The following is a 15875-nucleotide window of genomic DNA, read 5'->3' as shown; positions in this document are numbered from 1 at the left end:
TTATATTCGCAAAAATACAAATTATGACTACATTAAAAATAGGAGATAAAGCACCAAATTTCGAATCAGTTGATGAAAAAGGAAATGTTGTTAAACTTTCTGACTATAAAGGGAAAAAATTAGTATTATTTTTCTACCCAAAAGCAAGTACTCCAGGGTGTACAGCTGAGGCATGTGATTTGAGAGATAATTATCAAACTTTTTTATCTAAAGGTTATGAAATCTTAGGAGCTAGTGCCGATTCGGCAAAACGTCAACAAAATTGGATAAATAAACATGAGCTACCATTTCCTTTATTAGCAGATGAAAGTAAAGAAGTAATCAATGCTTTTGGAGTTTGGGGGCCAAAGAAGTTTATGGGACGTGAATATGATGGAATTCACCGTACAACATTTATAATTGACGAAAATGGAGTAATTGAAGATGTTATTTTAAAAGTAAAAACAAAAGAGCACGCTAATCAAATTTTAGGATAAATAAAAAACCGAGTACAATACTCGGTTTTTTTATTATTTACTATTCTCAAACAACTCTTTCTGAAGTTGTTTACTTGTTTTCGAACTTCCATCGTGACTCCATCCTGGAGGCATAAAAACATATTTTAATCGAGTACCTAATGGTAAGTGTTTTTTACGACTAAAGAAATCTTTAAAAATTTCTTTCCATTCATGAAAAATAATGTTAACAGGCCCTTTGTCTTCTAAAGGTTTAGTCAATCCAAATTTAAGTTTTTCGTAATCTTCTTCATCTTCTTCTGCTTGAAATGTACCAAAAATTCTATCCCAAATAATTAATGCCATTCCCATGTTTTTATCTAAATATTTGGTGTTTGAAGCATGGTGAACTCTGTGATGAGATGGTGTTACAAAAATGTATTCCCATATATTTAAAAAGAAACCAAGAACACCTTTACGTTTGTTTCTTTTAATGAAATTTGTATGGCATAAGGTTCCATAATTTTGGTTCATTGCATAAGCAAACATAATATGCAGTGGAGCTATTCCAACAAGAATTAAAGGAATTAAAAACATAAACCTATAAAAAGGTTGGAATACAGGGGAACGGAATCCAGTTGAAATATTATAGTATTCAGAATTATGATGCGTAACATGAACTGCCCAGAAAAAACGCGAATGGTGGTCTACATAATGGTGAATATAATATAGGAAGTCTTGTCCTATAAAAGCTATTAACCAATATAAAACACCTGTACTTTCCCAGTTAATTAATCTATAGCTGTAAAAAAAGTTCATCACTATAAATGAAACTCCATACATAAGACCATCTAAAAAAACATTGGTTATGGCAAAGTAGACATTTGTTGAAACATCTTTGAACTCATAATTTTTAGCTTTTCTTTTATAGCTAAAATACATTTCAATAAAAATGGCTAATGCACAAATAGGTACGAACCATTTGTATGCATTTTGATGAGTAAAAATATCCATTAATTAAATTTTGTGTAAAGTTAAAAACATTATTTTAATCGTTGTTCAATCCAATTCTTAAAACTGTAAAAGTTTTGAGGAGCTACACCATGACCTACAGGATATTCTGAATAATCACTTTTTAAATTGTAATTTTCTAATAAAGTAGGTGCTTTTCTTGCCCAATCAACTGGTAAAACCTGATCTACAGTACCATGAGAAATATAATAATCAGTTGTTATTTCAGTATTAACTTCAGCTGGTAACAAATCTTCATTAATATATCCACTTAAAGCTACTACGTGTTGTACCATGTTTGGATTATTAAGACTTAAAGCATAGCTTAATATTGCTCCTTGACTAAACCCTAAAAGAAACGTCTTATTTGGGTTTGTATTGTATTTCTCTTTAATTTCATTAATGAAAGAAGCAATTTTAGTCATTGATTCTCTTGCTTGGTCTAGATCAGAAAACTTTTCATTATTAGCATCGAAGTTAATAGCATACCAAGCATATCCATCATATCCCATGCTATATGGAGCTTGGGCACTTACAATTAATAATTCATCAGGTAATTCTTCAGAAAATGAAAATAAATCTCTTTCGTTACTACCATATCCATGTAATAAAATTAATAGTGGGGGATTGGTAGAAGCCTTTTTAGGCTCTCGTATAATATAGTGTAAACTCATGTAATAAATTCCTTAAAGCAGTTTTGATAAAAGAAGTTAATTTTCCAACTTAATATACCAATAACTGATTATTGTATTGTTTTTGCCTAGAATTGCTGTTGTGTTTTTTGAATTAAGCGTTTAGAATAAGCTGTCCTTTATTATATATACCATAAACACTACCTCTTAATTCTTTATCTAAAAAGATGCTATTCTTAGAAGTAGAAATAATATGGTCTTTAGAAAAAATAAAATTTCCATCAGGATTAAATATAGACAGACAAGCTTTTTGGTTTTCTTCTATAGAGTTCTGTTCAATACCAAAACGATTTTTAGGATTATGAGATAAACATTTTACAATCGTTTCAATATCCAATACAGTGTTTAAAGCACCAAAAGCACTCTCTAAACCAATAGTTCCATCTTTAGCAGTTGAATATTCTACTTTTTTATGTTCTATATCAATAGGATTATGATCAGATGTAATAATATCTATAGTACCGTCTTTTAAGCCTTCTATTAAAGCTTCTGTATCAATTGATGTTCTTAAAGGCGGATTAACCTTTTTGTTTCCATCAAATCCATGTAACTCATCATCTGTTAAAACCAAATTATGAATGGCAACACTACATGTAACATCTAATCCTTTCTTCTTTGCTTCTCTAATTAGTTCTACAGATTTTTTGGTAGAAATAGTTGGGATATGTAATTTTCCTCCTGTGTATTCTAATAAGAATAAGTCTCGAGAAATTTGAATTTCTTCTGCTAAGGCTGGAATTCCTTTTAAACCAAGTAAAGTGCTGTTTTTTCCTTCGTTAGCAACTCCTTCACCTGCAATAGAGTTGTTTTTTGGGAAGCTTAAAGCTAAACCATCAAAATTTTGAGTATATAATAAAGCTATTTTTAATAAATTATCATTAATAGATTTTTTATAATCACCAAAAGCAATTGCACCTGATTGTTTCATATCAAACAACTCGGCCATTTCCATTCCTTTACTTTGTTGTGTTAACGTACCAATAGGAAATAAATTAGTTGCATCTCCATTAGCTTTGTTTATTAAAAATTCTACAGCAGATTTATTATCAATAACAGGATTTGTATTTGGATTTACAGCAACATCAGTAAATCCACTTTTAGAAGCAACATGTAAACCATTTTTTATAGTTTCTCGTTCTTCGTAACCAGGTTCACCAAAAGAAACACTTGTATCAAACCATCCAGTAGAAACATGTAGGTTTTCAAGTGTTACAATCTCACATCCTTCAGGAGCAGAAATAGCATCATCAATTTTGGTAATAATACCGTCGGTAATTAAAATATCTTTAGTTTGTTTGTGGTAAGAGCTGGTGGCATCAATAATTGTTGCCGATTTTAGCAGCGTTGTCATGTTTTAAAAAATTTTAATATCAAAATTTCTAAAAGCAAAGATACGATGGCTAGCGCTAAAAACCACTTCCAAAGCCATTGAATTTTAGTTTCACTATTTATATCCTGTAAAGTGTTTTTTACTGAAGTAGAGATGTCTTTGTTTGTAGTTGATGAAATATCTAAAAATTGTAACGAACTTTCACTTTTAGGATAATTATAAGCTATGTTTTTTATAGGGTTTTCTTGTTGTTTTATCTGATAAAAACCAGCTTTTAAAGGTTGGTCTTTAGTAGTAATTCTAACCTTATTTTGAAAGGTTTGTTGTAAAGGTATAAATGAATTTTCATTATTTGAAATAGTCAAAATTTCATCTTTTCCTAATTGCTTATTAATATCAATCGTATTGTCTTCTCCAATAGTGTAATACAATTCTGATAATTGTAAACTATGTTTTCCTATGTTATAAAATACAGGAACAATTAGTGGAGAATTAGTAAAATTACTATTTTCTTTTTCTAAAGGTGCAGCCACCCAATACAAGTTAGCATTAGATAAATTTACTTGTTTAATAAAGCCATCTCTGTTTTCAAAAGAAACTAAATTACTCTCGTTATTTAATATAGATGTGAATGATTCTTTGACAAAAGGATATTGAAAGTTTTGAACTCTTTTTTCAAAAACATTTTTTAAAAGAGGATGGTTATAGTTAATACTAGTAATTTTTAAACTATCATTTTTCTTAGCAACTATTTTACCTGCATTAACACTAGTAAATAATTCGTTATATGATGAGATAGAAGTATTTTTATTAGGTATTATTATTATATTGCCTCCTTTTTTGGTATAATCTACTAAAGAATTAATAAGAGTTTGAGGAACTCTCTCAAGTTCATTTAAAATAATTAAACTTTGCTTAGGGATTAGATTGTAGTTTATGTTTTTACTACTAAGTACAGTTAAGTTAAATTCGTCTTTAGTATAAATTCTATTTATAAAATCAGAAGACTTTCCTATAGTTAGCACATTAATTTTGGTGCTAGTATCAATTGTGAAGTAAAAGGAATTATCGAAACTGTAAGTGTCACTGAAATTGAGACTTATTTTTCCTAAGAATTCAGGAGATTTAACAATAGAAAAAACAATTTTTTTTATTTGATTTTCTTCAATAGAAAAGGTTTGTTTATTTATTAATTTATTATCGTCAGAAAGAGAGATAGGAATGTTTTTTTGAGCTTTTCCTTGATTACTTACAAGAATATTAAGGTTAAAGTTAGAAGAACCATTGTCGTCTAAAAAAACACTGTCAATAGCTATGTTATTTTTTAATTCAGGAATAAGATTAACTAATGAGATAGGAGTATTTACATCATCAAAATCATTTTTAGTATAGTTTTGAAAATCAGAAATAAAAATGTTTTTTGATAAAGAGTTTTGTGCCTTGTTTTCTGTAGAAACTTTCAATAAAACATCTTTAAGGCTTCTGTTTTTAGAAGTATTAGAAACTTTAAGTAATATTTTTTTTAAATCACTTGTTGTTTTATTTCTGTAAAAATTATCATTTGTCAATAATGAATAGGTAACATTATCTGAAAGATTTTCGATAATTTCTTGAGAAGCAATTTGTAATAAATTCCCTTTTTCTCCCTTAGTATTAGTACTTAAAGAATTATCTAAATAAATAAAAAAGTTTTTCTTTTTATCAATTGTGTGATTGCTAAAATAAGGTTGCGCAAAAGCAAAAATAATAGCGGTTAAAAGTAATAAACGAGTTGTAAGAATTAACCATTTTTTTATTTGCGAACTTTTACGTGTTTGTAAAACTAGTTTTTGTAAAAAAGCAACATTGGTAAACGGAACTTTAACAAAACGTTGTAACTGAAATAAATGAACTAAAACAGGAATTATTAAAAGCCCTAAGAAGTATAGAATTTCAGGATGTTTAAAATGCATAGATATTTTTTTACTAGATGTAAAAATAGCTAAAATGATGATTAAAAAAAGAATGTAGTTAAAAAACTGTTAGAATCTAATTTTGTTATTAAAAAAGTATCAAATTTTACTATTTTTGGGCTATGACTACAAAAGAGAGTGATTGTAAAGTTCCAGAAGAAAATACTTTAAAAAAACATTGGAACACAGCTTATACTAAAAATACTACACAGAAATTAGGTTGGTATGAAGAAAGCTCAAAAGAAACAATAGATTTAATAAAACTATCTAAAGCTCCTAAAAATGCTAAGATTTTAAATGTAGGAGTTGGATCTTCTATGTTAATAGATGAATTGTTAGCTGATGGATATACAAATTTGATAGCAAATGATTTGTCAGAAAAAGCTATTGAAGATGTAAAAAACAGGTTAGGAGATAAATCATCAGAGATAAATTTTATTGTAGATGATTTAATAAAGCCGTCAAAGCTTAATCAACTTTCAGATATTGATATTTGGAATGATAGAGCTGTATTGCACTTCTTTTTGAAAGAAGAAGAAAAAGAATTGTATTTTAAATTATTAAAACAACTTGTAAAGAATAATGGTTTTGTAATCATAGCTGTTTTTGCTCTTGATGGAGCAGAAAAATGTTGTGGGCTTGAGTTACAAAGATATAATGCAGAAATGTTGCAAGAGAGACTTGGAGAAGATTTTGAATTGATTAAAAAGTTCAATTACACTTTTACCAATCCTTATGGAGGAGAACGACCATATATTTATACATTATTCCAAAGAAAAAATAAGTAATGAGTGTAATTCAAATACCTTTCAAAAAAACTGGTTTCTTCTCTAAAACTATGATAGATTATTTAGAAGAGTCAGAGAAAATAAAGCCTTTTTACAATAATTTTTCGAATATCGAAGGTTTAAAAAAACAAATAGAAGCTAAAGGTGTATCTTTTAAACCAGAAAAAAGAACCGTTTTAGTTAATACATTAAAAAAGCAATATAGTAAGCTAAATGCTACAGAGGAAACAATACAAAACATAGATAGTTTACTATTAGAAAATACATATACTATAACTACAGGTCATCAATTAAACCTATTTACTGGTCCTTTATATTTTTTGTATAAAATATTTTCAACAATTAATTTATGTGAAGAATTAAATAGTAAAATTGAAAATCAAAATTTTGTTCCGGTATATTGGATGGCAACAGAAGATCATGATTTTGACGAAATAAACTATTTTAATTTTAAAGGAAAAAAAGTTCAGTGGAATTCAGAACAAACTGGTGGAGTTGGACGCTTTTCTACAGATGGATTACAAGAAGTTTTAGAAGCTTTTTCATTGCATATAGGAAACTCCAAAAATGCACAGTATTTAGTAAAACTATTTGAAGAAGGATACTTAAAACATAACAATTTAGCAGATGCTACTAGGTATATTGCTAATGAGTTATTTGGGACCTATGGATTGGTAATTATTGATGCAGATGATACTGATTTAAAAAGAGAGTTTATTCCTTATGTAACAAGAGAATTAACAGAAGAAATCTCTTATAAAAAAGTAACAGAAACAATAAAAGTTTTAGGAGAAGAATATAAAGTACAAGTTAACCCAAGAGAAATAAATTTATTTTATTTAACTGACGAAATTCGTGAACGTATTATTTTCGAAGAAGGTACATATAAAGTAAACAATACAAATGTTTCTTGGACTAAAGAAGAGATATTAAGTCATCTAGAAAGTAATCCCGAAAGATTTTCTCCAAACGTAATAATGCGACCATTATATCAGGAAGTAATTTTACCAAACTTATGTTACATAGGTGGGGGAGGAGAATTGGCGTATTGGTTACAGTTGAAAAGTTATTTTGAAGCTGTAGAAGTTCCATTTCCTGTTTTATTGTTGAGAAATTCAGTACAAGTTTTATCGGAAAAACAAGAAAGAAAATTAGAGAAGTTAACAATATCTAAAGAAGAATTATTCAGTAAGCAAAATACATTACTAAAGAATAAAGTTTTAAATTCATCAGAAGTAAAAGTTGATTTTACAAATCAGAAAAGCTTTTTACAACAGCAATTCAATGAATTAAGAGAAGTAGCTCAAAAAACTGATGTTTCTTTTATAGGAGCTGTAAATGCCCAAGAGAAAAAACAATTAAAAGGATTAGAAAACCTTGAGAAAAGGTGGTTAAGAGCGGAGAAAAGAAAACAAAAAGAATTAGTAGATAGAATTACATTGCTTCAAAATGAAATTTTACCAAATCAAAGTTTAGAAGAACGTCAACGTAATTTCTCAGAATATTATCTAGAATACGGAGTAAGCTTTTTAGATAAGTTAAAAAATAGTTTAAATCCTTTAGATTTAGAGTTTACGATAATTACACTTTAATGGAGAAAAAAGCATTACATAAAAATAATATCCATAACAAAGGATACGATTTTAAAGTACTTCAAGAAAAGTATCCTAAAATAAAAGAGTTTGTAATAGAGAAGTACGGTAAAGAAACTATCGATTTCTCAAATCCAAAAGCAGTAAAAGAATTTAATAAAGCTTTATTATCGGTTTATTACAATATTAATACATGGGAGTTTTCAGACGATAATTTATGCCCGCCAATTCCAGGAAGAGTTGATTATATTCATTATTTAGCAGATTTAATAGGGAAAGAAAAAGAGGTAACTGTATTAGATATTGGTACAGGAGCAACTTGTATATATCCGTTATTAGGAAGTGCAGTTTATAATTGGAGTTTTGTAGCATCTGATATTGATTTAGACTCGTTAGATTCTGCTCAAGATATTATAGATGATAATAATTTAGATGCTAAAATAAAATTAAGACAACAATTTAAAGAAGAGCATGTTTTAAAAGGAATTCTTGAAAAGGAAGATTCTTTTACAGTAACTATGTGCAATCCTCCTTTTTATAAATCGGCAGAAGAGGCTAGAGGAGCTAATAGGAGAAAATCGAGAAACTTAGGAAATAATGCTGTTCGTAATTTTTCAGGAAATAGTAACGAACTTTGGTATATAGGAGGTGAAAAAGCTTTTTTGCATACATATTTATATGAGAGTTCACAATATCCAACAGTTAGTAAGTGGTTTACAAGCTTAGTTTCTAAAAAAGAAAATGTAGAAAGTTTACAGAAGTCAGGTAAAAAACTAGGAGTAAAAGAGTTTAAAGTAATTCCAATGACACAAGGAAATAAAGTAACTAGAATTGTTTGTTGGAGATTTTAAATTAAAAATATAAAAAGTAAAAACTCACAATTAATATTGTGAGTTTTTTTATTCGTTTATTTTTTTAGAATTGTAGTTATATCAGTTTCTCCATTATCATATTTAACTTTCAAAAGATAAACTCCAGCTTCAGCTTTAAAATATAGATTCTTAATATATTTTTTGTTAGGAATTTCACCAGTTTTAATTACTTGTCCTACAGTGTTAATTATTTTAAAAGAACCTTTAGAGTTTTTATTATTGATAAAAGTGAAGTTTCCGCGACTAGGATTAGGATAAACAATATGTTGATTGAGCATATTTTTTTCTGTTTCTTGTTTAACAGTTCTACTAGCATAACCATTTACATAAAACGTTTTACTAGTTCCGCTATAAGGACTTATTTTTCCAGTCCAACCATTTTTCCATTTACCTATGTGTACAATTCTGTAATAACCACTTTCTACTTCTGAGGTGATTTTAAAATGTATAGTGATTTTTGAATTTGCTACACCGTCTCTTTTCCAAATCATAAGAGTGTTGGTATCTCTATCTTGAAATTTAGTAACCCAAGAATTTCCAACTTTTTTCTGAACAGTAAAATAAGTACTATTTGTTTTAGTATCATGATTAGGATGAGCGCCCCAAAAAGTAACTTTAGCAGTATTACCGGTATTATATGAGCTATTTGTATCAGAATACACACTACCAAAGCTTTTAAATAAGGGTTTATCATCAAAAAGAATATGTACTGTTTTATCAAGTCCAATATATGTTTTTTGAGGAGGGGTTGGTGCTAGAGTAGGCCAAGGGTTTGAGTTAGGAGAAACTAATAAAGTAGCTAACCTTTCAAATTCTTGTCGATAAGCAGCTAGAGTCCATGGACCAAATTGTGTACTGGCTCCTTCGTATTGTTGAGAGGCATATTCTTCTCTAGTAGTTACATAACCACAGTAAGCATCAGAATAACCAGCTAAAACACTATACTGTATTCCAGTAGCACTATTCTCTGCAACAGTAGCTTTTACACGCCTTCCAGCCATAATAGTAAATTCAGCAGGAGCAGCAAAAATTCCAAATTGACCTATTTTTAAAATACTAGTAGGGAGTATCTTAGGAGTTCTTGGATTATTACTATTTCGCCCTACAAAAAATAAAGGGTCAATAGGTTTTTCCATATGACATTGATCAACAGCAGGACCTGAATTAGGATTGGACCTTGTTTCACCTTCTCGTCCAATACCACTTCTACCATCTTCTGCACCAGCTCTAAAAGAAATACCAAGAGCAGCTTTACAAGTATGGCGTATAACACCATCGGTAAATTTTGAAGCGACTTCGATATTAGAAAAATCACTATATCTCGATACGGCTTTTACTGAGCCGATAAGTTGTTCATTAGCATTATTATATAATTCTAATGCTTTTTGATATTGTCTATCTCCAATAATTTCAGAACTTTCTACTTCATTGCTGCCAGGTCCAGTAGCATCTGTATATAAATCATTAGGAGCTGGTTGATTTAAGTTAGGAGACATATCTCCAGGATTTGTATTTGGAAAAGCAGCAACAAAAGTAAAATTACCATTTCCGTATGAAGACTGTTTCATACGTTCAAACTTTAATGAAGCATAACCTTTACTGTCACCACTAGCATATTTATAGTTCTTAGATAAACTTGTTGGATGAACTCCAAACCAAGAAATCATTCCAACCTCAGTATCACCTTGCACAAATTTTAAAATGGTCATTTGATCATCAATATTCATATATTCATTAGCATCACTATTTAAATTGTAAGCTACTAAAGATCTATTAATGCTGGCATTTGTTAAACTTCCCGAATTGTAATAAATTCTACCAGGGGCTAAGTTGTCGTGAGCTTGTTTGATAGCATTAAAAATTCCATCAACTAAAATATTGAAGTTTTTTTTATAAAAACCACCAGTAGAGGTATTGTAAAGTTCATAATGGGAATATCCACCAGGTGAAACGTGGGTGTGGGTAGCACTAATGACGAGGTTAGTATCTGTATAAGTACTACCATAATAATTTTTAAGTTTTTCTAGAACAGCTAAATTAACTGATTGAAACATGGCGCCTTTGTCTATACAAACAAATACAGCAGGTGAGCCATTGGGTTCTTTAACAATGTAAGCTCTAGCATATTGTCTGTCTTTAATACCGCTGTTTTTAAAGAAAGGGTTTCCATAACCAAAAAAGGCGCTTTCAGCAATTTCTCCAGTAATGTCTGAAATACCTACACCAATGTCGTAGTTATTGTTTTGAGATTGTATTAATTGTATCGTAAGTAAAGAAAGTACAATTAAAAGGGGGGCTTTAATTTTACACATAAATTAGTTTGATTAAGTTAATTACTTACTAATCTATGTTTTAAATGCTTTTATTTTAATTTTTTATTATAAATTTTATCTATATATGAATAAATTAACTAAATGGGTTGTTTTTAAATAAAAAAAAACTCGTAACTAATATATAGCTACGAGTTTTAATTAAATATGTGAGTTTATTACATTTTAGCTAAAAACTCTTTGTTCATTTTAACGTAATCTGCATTACCAGCTTTTTCAGCTCCAGCTAATGAAGCTTTAGCAGCAGCAATAGCTCCTTTTTTATCTCCAGCTTTAGCTAAGATTAATGATTGCTGACGTAAATACCAAAAACGTGGACGGTCTTTAGTCATATCAACAGCTTTGTTGATCCATTCTTTAGCTTTTTGGATGTCTTTACCTTCATCTAGATAATATTTAGCAGAAGAAAAATAATCACCAGCAGAAGGTCCGCTCATTATTTTTGCAATACTAGCTTCAACACCTTTATCAGTAGGTGTGTTAAACTTTACTCCAACATAAGCATTTTCCCATAACATACCTAAAACAGCAGAACTGTTTTTGATATCATCAATAGTCAAAGTAAAAGTCTCAATTTTCATAGGCATTTTTTCAACTTTGGCAGTTGTAGATAATGCTACTTTACTGTCGTCCCACTTTCTTGGAGTCCCCCAGTTGTTCGCATCAGAATAAAAAATAACTTCCCATGAATCTTTATTCGGTTTTGTGTACAAGGCATAGGTACCTTTCTTTAATTCTTTTCCATCAATTGTAACATCGTCGCTAAATGTAACTTTAGTGTTTTGATTAGCTCCGGTTCTCCATACTTTTCCATAAGGCACTAAATCTCCAAAAATAGTTCTACCTCTCATTCCTGGTCTAGAGTATTCTACTGTAACGTCAGTTAAACCTACTTGTTGCTCTAATTTAGAAGCAGGACTTGGTGCTGGAGTTTTTACTTGTGCATTAACATTTGCTGATATAGCAACAACAAATAAGCTTAAAAGTAATTTTTTCATGATGATTAATTTGTTTATAGTTTGTTCTGATAAAATTACGAGGAATTATACGGATTAATGTTAACGAAAACTTAAAATAAATATTAACTATTTAATTGATATTTGCCACTATGAAAAAATACATTTCTGAATTAATAGGAACTTTTGCATTAATTTTTTGTGGTACAGGGGCTATGACAATTAATGAAATAACTGGAGGGGTAGATTTAACTCATATAGGAGTGGCTATTACCTGGGGATTAATAGTAATGGCAATGATATATTCTTTTGGAGAAATTTCGGGAGCACACTTTAACCCAGCAGTTACCATTGCTTTTGCTTATGCCAAAAAGTTTTCATGGAAAGAGGTTCCAAAATATATAATAGCTCAATTATTAGGTGCACTATTAGCAAGCAGTGTACTGTGGATTTTATTTCCTGAAAGTGAATTTTACGGAGCTACGATACCTAGTATTGAACCTTGGCGAGCTTTTATATTAGAATTATTACTGACTTTCTTTTTAATGGTTACAATTATTAATGTTTCAACAGGGAGTAAAGAAGTTGGGGTAATGGCTGGTATTGCTATCGGAGGAGTCGTTTTGTTAGAAGCAATGTTTGCTGGACCAATGACAAAAGCTTCGATGAATCCAGTACGTTCAATAGCGCCGGCATTAGTGTCAGGACACTTAGAACATTTATGGTTGTATTTATTAGCTCCAATTTTAGGAGCATTATTAGCGGTAGTTTCGTGTAAATTGGTAAAAGATGACAATTGTTGCGATGAAGGATGTTAGTGTTTTAGGATGTGGTTGGTTAGGACTTCCATTAGCAGAATATTTATTGAAGAAAGGGTATAATGTCAAAGGGTCTACTACTTCAAAAAATAAATTAAGTATTTTTAAGGAAAAAGGAATTGCTCCTTTTTTAATAGATGTTGATGCAAACTTCAATAAAGAAATACAATCGTTTTTAAGTTCAGATATATTAATTGTAGCAATTACATCTAAGAGTATTGTAAGCTACGAAAACTTAATAAATGAAATAGAGAAATCAACAGTCCAAAAAGTAATTTTTATAAGTTCTACTTCAGTTTACCCTAGTTTAAACAAAGTAATAACTGAGGAAGAAACATTGATATCTTCACCTTTAGCAGAAATAGAAAATCTTTTTAAAGGAAATAAAAACTTTAAAACAACTATAATTCGTTTTGCAGGATTGTTAGGTAAGGGGAGGAATCCAGGGAATTGGTTTGAAAATAGAAAAATACCACATCCAAAAGGTTTTGTAAATATGATACATCAGGATGATTGTATTCAAATTATTTATCAAATAATTAAACAAAACGTATGGGGAGAAGTATTTAACGCTTGTTCAAATCACCACCCAACAAGAGAGCAGTTTTATACTAATGCAAAGGTTAAAATGAAAAAAGAACCACCAGTTTTTGATGATTCTTTAGATTTGAAGTATAAAATAATTAGTTCAGATAAATTACAGAAACAATTGAATTATACTTTTATTTATGATGATTTATTAGTTATTTAAGAATATCTTTTTCTTCTTAAGTAATTAAAACCAAAACCAAACAAGGCAAGTAAAATTAAAGGAACACCAATATTTATAAATTGCCAAAAACGTTTTTCAGTATAAGCTTTTTGTTTGTTTAGAAGGTTTATCTTAACTGTTTTATTACGTAGTTGAATTAAACCAGAATCGTCTAATAAATAATCAATAGCATTCATTAAGAAATCTTTGTTACCAAATATTTCTCCAGTCCATTTGTCTAAAGATAAATCATGAGGTTTTCCTTTTAAAATTTGATTTTTTCCAACATCACCATCGGCAATAACAATCATTTTATTAGAGCTACTTTCAGGTTTGAAAAGTGGAGTGTTAAATGGTTTGATTCTACTTTTATAAGCAGATTTAAAATCACCTTCTAATAAAACAGATAATAACTGTGGGCCATTTGAGTAATCTTTTTGTTGAGGTTCTTTAGAAATACTTTGCAGTTCAACAATTTTAGGAGTTCCTATTTTTTTAGTTAAAACAGAAGTAACTAATAAAGGTGTTTTTTTAATATTTCCTTTCAATGTATCTATCTGCGTTGTAAAACGAAAACGAACTAGTGATACGTTTTTAGTAATAGGATGGTTTGGATTTCCATTCACTAAAGGATGGTAAAACCAATTTAAATGTTGAAACTGTGCTTGGTTTCCTAAATTTCCTGTAGCTAAAGGAATCTTAGCAGAATATAAATCTTGAATAAGTTTATTATTTACACGTACTTGATAACTAAAAAGTAAATCGGTTAAATTTAAATCGCGAGGAAAAGCTAACATTCTTCCTTCATTATATAAGCTATCCGTATCTGAATAATTATTATCAATCATCCAAAGAGTTTTACCTCCATTTGTAATAAACTGATCAACTGTAAATTTCTCTTTTTCGGTAAATCTTTTAGTAGGTTTAGCAATAATGGCTAAATCATACTTAGTTAAATCATTTAATGTTTTTTGGGGACTGTTTTCAACACTGTCTAAAGTAAATTTAGCTAAGCGATATTTTTTTCCTACTTCACTTAATAAACTATAAACATATATATCGTCTAATTCACCATTACCCGATAAAACCGCAATTTTTTTTCTTTTGGTTTTGGTTATGTTATGAATTGCATTAGCAAAAGAGTATTCAAGTTTTTCAATTGCGTTTTGTAATTGATCTTCTTGAGTTTTAGCAATAGAATTAGGTAAAAGAGAAACAAGCTCTGTTTTTTTACCGTAATTAATTTCAGCCCAAGGAAAAATAATGGCTTCAGATAATTTTCCATCTTCCTCCACAGTTAATTGACTAGGAAGCATTCCTTTTTTTATAAGGCGTTCACGAATATTATCAGGATTAACAAAACGAAACCTAACATTTGAGTTTTCAGCTTTTAGTTCTTCTAAAAACTGACGAGTTTCTATTTGTAAGCGTTTGAACTCAGCTGGAAAATCACCTTCCAAGTATACATTAATTAAAATGTTCTTGTCTATTTTATTCAGTAATTTAGTACTAACGTTAGAAATTGTGTAACGTTTGTCTTGAGTTAAGTCAAAACGTTTAAATACAAAATTAGAAAGATAATTGACTAATAAGATTCCTACGAAAGCATAAGCTATATGTTGTATTTTCTTATTCATTTTTTAATTGTTGTTTAGTAATGAATAAAAAGAAAAAAGTAACGCTAATAAAGTAAACTACATCTCTAGTGTCAATAACACCTCGACTAATACTTTTAAAGTGTTCATTAATTCCAAACTGTTGAAATAAGTATCCCGAATTTCCTAGTGAGTTACCAATTGTATCAAAACCATAGAATAAAATAAAAGTGATAAAAACACTAATAATAAAAGCTACAATTTGATTTTTAGATAGAGTAGAGGTAAATAAACCAATACTAGTGTATATGGCAGCTAAAAAAAACAGACCAAAATAAGAACCAGCAATACTTCCTAAATCTAAATTTCCAATTGGGTTACCTAATGCATATACAGTATATACGTAAGTTAATGTAGGAATTAAAGCGATAAAAACTAAAAGAAGTGAAGCAGTAAACTTACCTAAAATGATTTGCCAATCGGTTAATGGTTTAGTTTTTAAAATTTCAATAGTTCCACTGTTAAATTCATCGGCAAAACTTCTCATGGTAATCGCTGGTATTAAAAACAAGAATAGCCAAGGAGCTAAATAAAAAAAGCTACTTAAATCTGCAAAACCAGCATTTAGAATATTAAAATTGTCTTTAAACACCCATAAGTATAATCCGTTTATTAGTAAAAAAACACCAATAACTAAATAAGCTATGGGGGATGAAAAAAATGAGTTAAATTCTTTTTTTAAAATAGGAAACAT

14 protein-coding genes are annotated in these 15875 nt (G+C 29.3%); 6 read left to right on the top strand and 8 right to left on the bottom strand.

Going from position 1 to position 15875, the window contains the following annotated elements; translation table 11 throughout:
- The first annotated feature begins 23 nt into the window (after positions 1-23).
- Positions 24-476, top strand: a complete 453-nt coding sequence (gene bcp / locus ACOQN8_RS00345) for a thioredoxin-dependent thiol peroxidase (protein WP_420551186.1) — start codon at positions 24-26, stop codon at positions 474-476.
- A 33-nt stretch (positions 477-509) separates the two neighbouring features.
- Here the strand turns inward: bcp and ACOQN8_RS00340 are convergent, their stop codons facing one another.
- From ACOQN8_RS00340 to ACOQN8_RS00325, 4 genes are all read right to left on the bottom strand, one after another.
- Positions 510-1448 carry a sterol desaturase family protein gene (locus ACOQN8_RS00340; protein WP_235272801.1) on the bottom strand — a complete coding sequence of 313 codons (939 nt, stop codon included), beginning with the start codon at positions 1446-1448 and terminating at the stop codon, positions 510-512.
- Between the two features lie 29 nt (positions 1449-1477).
- Positions 1478-2119: an alpha/beta hydrolase gene (locus ACOQN8_RS00335; RefSeq protein WP_420551185.1), complete on the bottom strand. Its 642-nt coding sequence runs from the start codon at positions 2117-2119 to the stop codon at positions 1478-1480.
- Positions 2120-2231: 112 nt separating this feature from the next.
- Complete coding sequence (locus ACOQN8_RS00330; protein WP_420551184.1) at positions 2232-3488, bottom strand: dihydroorotase; 1257 nt, start codon at positions 3486-3488, stop codon at positions 2232-2234.
- Positions 3485-5419: a BatA domain-containing protein gene (locus ACOQN8_RS00325; protein WP_420551183.1), complete on the bottom strand. Its 1935-nt coding sequence runs from the start codon at positions 5417-5419 to the stop codon at positions 3485-3487. Before ACOQN8_RS00325 ends, ACOQN8_RS00330 begins: the two co-directional genes overlap by 4 nt.
- A gap of 122 nt (positions 5420-5541) precedes the next feature.
- On the opposite strand from ACOQN8_RS00325, the gene ACOQN8_RS00320 reads away from it, so the two are divergent.
- From ACOQN8_RS00320 to rlmF, 3 genes are read left to right on the top strand one after another with little or no spacing between them, the layout of a single operon-like run.
- The gene (locus ACOQN8_RS00320) at positions 5542-6207 is read left to right on the top strand and encodes a class I SAM-dependent methyltransferase (protein ID WP_420551182.1); all 666 of its coding nucleotides are present in this window, start codon (positions 5542-5544) and stop codon (positions 6205-6207) included.
- Positions 6207-7799, top strand: coding sequence for a bacillithiol biosynthesis cysteine-adding enzyme BshC (gene bshC / locus ACOQN8_RS00315; RefSeq protein ID WP_420551181.1), 1593 nt, complete (start codon positions 6207-6209; stop codon positions 7797-7799). The genes ACOQN8_RS00320 and bshC overlap by 1 nt, the downstream gene beginning before the upstream one ends.
- Positions 7799-8650 (top strand): 23S rRNA (adenine(1618)-N(6))-methyltransferase RlmF, encoded by an 852-nt coding sequence (gene rlmF / locus ACOQN8_RS00310; RefSeq protein WP_420551180.1) that lies wholly within the window; start codon positions 7799-7801, stop codon positions 8648-8650. The genes bshC and rlmF overlap by 1 nt, the downstream gene beginning before the upstream one ends.
- A 56-nt stretch (positions 8651-8706) precedes the next feature.
- Here rlmF and ACOQN8_RS00305 read toward each other — a convergent pair whose 3' ends face one another.
- Together ACOQN8_RS00305 and ACOQN8_RS00300 are read right to left on the bottom strand one after the other, a co-directional pair.
- Positions 8707-10983 (bottom strand): neutral/alkaline non-lysosomal ceramidase N-terminal domain-containing protein, encoded by a 2277-nt coding sequence (locus ACOQN8_RS00305; RefSeq protein WP_420551179.1) that lies wholly within the window; start codon positions 10981-10983, stop codon positions 8707-8709.
- Between the two features lie 176 nt (positions 10984-11159).
- The gene (locus tag ACOQN8_RS00300) at positions 11160-11999 is read right to left on the bottom strand and encodes a DUF2911 domain-containing protein (protein WP_150899825.1); all 840 of its coding nucleotides are present in this window, start codon (positions 11997-11999) and stop codon (positions 11160-11162) included.
- A gap of 110 nt (positions 12000-12109) precedes the next feature.
- On the opposite strand from ACOQN8_RS00300, the gene ACOQN8_RS00295 reads away from it, so the two are divergent.
- Both ACOQN8_RS00295 and ACOQN8_RS00290 read left to right on the top strand, forming a co-directional pair.
- Positions 12110-12775, top strand: a complete 666-nt coding sequence (locus ACOQN8_RS00295; protein WP_420551178.1) for an MIP/aquaporin family protein — start codon at positions 12110-12112, stop codon at positions 12773-12775.
- Positions 12747-13526, top strand: coding sequence for an NAD-dependent epimerase/dehydratase family protein (locus ACOQN8_RS00290; protein WP_420551177.1), 780 nt, complete (start codon positions 12747-12749; stop codon positions 13524-13526). Before ACOQN8_RS00295 ends, ACOQN8_RS00290 begins: the two co-directional genes overlap by 29 nt.
- Here ACOQN8_RS00290 and gldG read toward each other — a convergent pair.
- Entirely contained in the window at positions 13523-15163 is a 1641-nt protein-coding gene (gene gldG, locus ACOQN8_RS00285) for a gliding motility-associated ABC transporter substrate-binding protein GldG (protein ID WP_420551176.1), read from the bottom strand. The genes ACOQN8_RS00290 and gldG overlap by 4 nt on opposite strands.
- Entirely contained in the window at positions 15156-15875 is a 720-nt protein-coding gene (gene gldF / locus ACOQN8_RS00280; RefSeq protein WP_420551175.1) for a gliding motility-associated ABC transporter permease subunit GldF, read from the bottom strand. Before gldF ends, gldG begins: the two co-directional genes overlap by 8 nt.

The organism is Tenacibaculum aiptasiae (assembly GCF_965221665.1).
In the GTDB taxonomy this organism is placed as follows: domain Bacteria; phylum Bacteroidota; class Bacteroidia; order Flavobacteriales; family Flavobacteriaceae; genus Polaribacter; species Polaribacter aiptasiae.
Note: the sequence above shows the minus strand (reverse complement) of the source record. Positions and strands in the feature narration are given on the sequence as shown.

Coding starts and splice junctions, on each gene's coding strand:
- ACOQN8_RS00320 (WP_420551182.1), top strand. CDS start 5,542: ATGACTACAAAAGAGAGTGATTGTAAAGTTCCAGAAGAAAATACTTTA.
- rlmF (WP_420551180.1), top strand. CDS start 7,799: ATGGAGAAAAAAGCATTACATAAAAATAATATCCATAACAAAGGATAC.
- bshC (WP_420551181.1), top strand. CDS start 6,207: ATGAGTGTAATTCAAATACCTTTCAAAAAAACTGGTTTCTTCTCTAAA.
- ACOQN8_RS00305 (WP_420551179.1), bottom strand. CDS start 10,983: ATGTGTAAAATTAAAGCCCCCCTTTTAATTGTACTTTCTTTACTTACG.
- bcp (WP_420551186.1), top strand. CDS start 24: ATGACTACATTAAAAATAGGAGATAAAGCACCAAATTTCGAATCAGTT.
- gldF (WP_420551175.1), bottom strand. CDS start 15,875: ATGTTTCCTATTTTAAAAAAAGAATTTAACTCATTTTTTTCATCCCCC.
- ACOQN8_RS00300 (WP_150899825.1), bottom strand. CDS start 11,999: ATGAAAAAATTACTTTTAAGCTTATTTGTTGTTGCTATATCAGCAAAT.
- ACOQN8_RS00340 (WP_235272801.1), bottom strand. CDS start 1,448: ATGGATATTTTTACTCATCAAAATGCATACAAATGGTTCGTACCTATT.
- ACOQN8_RS00325 (WP_420551183.1), bottom strand. CDS start 5,419: ATGCATTTTAAACATCCTGAAATTCTATACTTCTTAGGGCTTTTAATA.
- ACOQN8_RS00335 (WP_420551185.1), bottom strand. CDS start 2,119: ATGAGTTTACACTATATTATACGAGAGCCTAAAAAGGCTTCTACCAAT.
- ACOQN8_RS00330 (WP_420551184.1), bottom strand. CDS start 3,488: ATGACAACGCTGCTAAAATCGGCAACAATTATTGATGCCACCAGCTCT.
- ACOQN8_RS00295 (WP_420551178.1), top strand. CDS start 12,110: ATGAAAAAATACATTTCTGAATTAATAGGAACTTTTGCATTAATTTTT.
- gldG (WP_420551176.1), bottom strand. CDS start 15,163: ATGAATAAGAAAATACAACATATAGCTTATGCTTTCGTAGGAATCTTA.
- ACOQN8_RS00290 (WP_420551177.1), top strand. CDS start 12,747: ATGACAATTGTTGCGATGAAGGATGTTAGTGTTTTAGGATGTGGTTGG.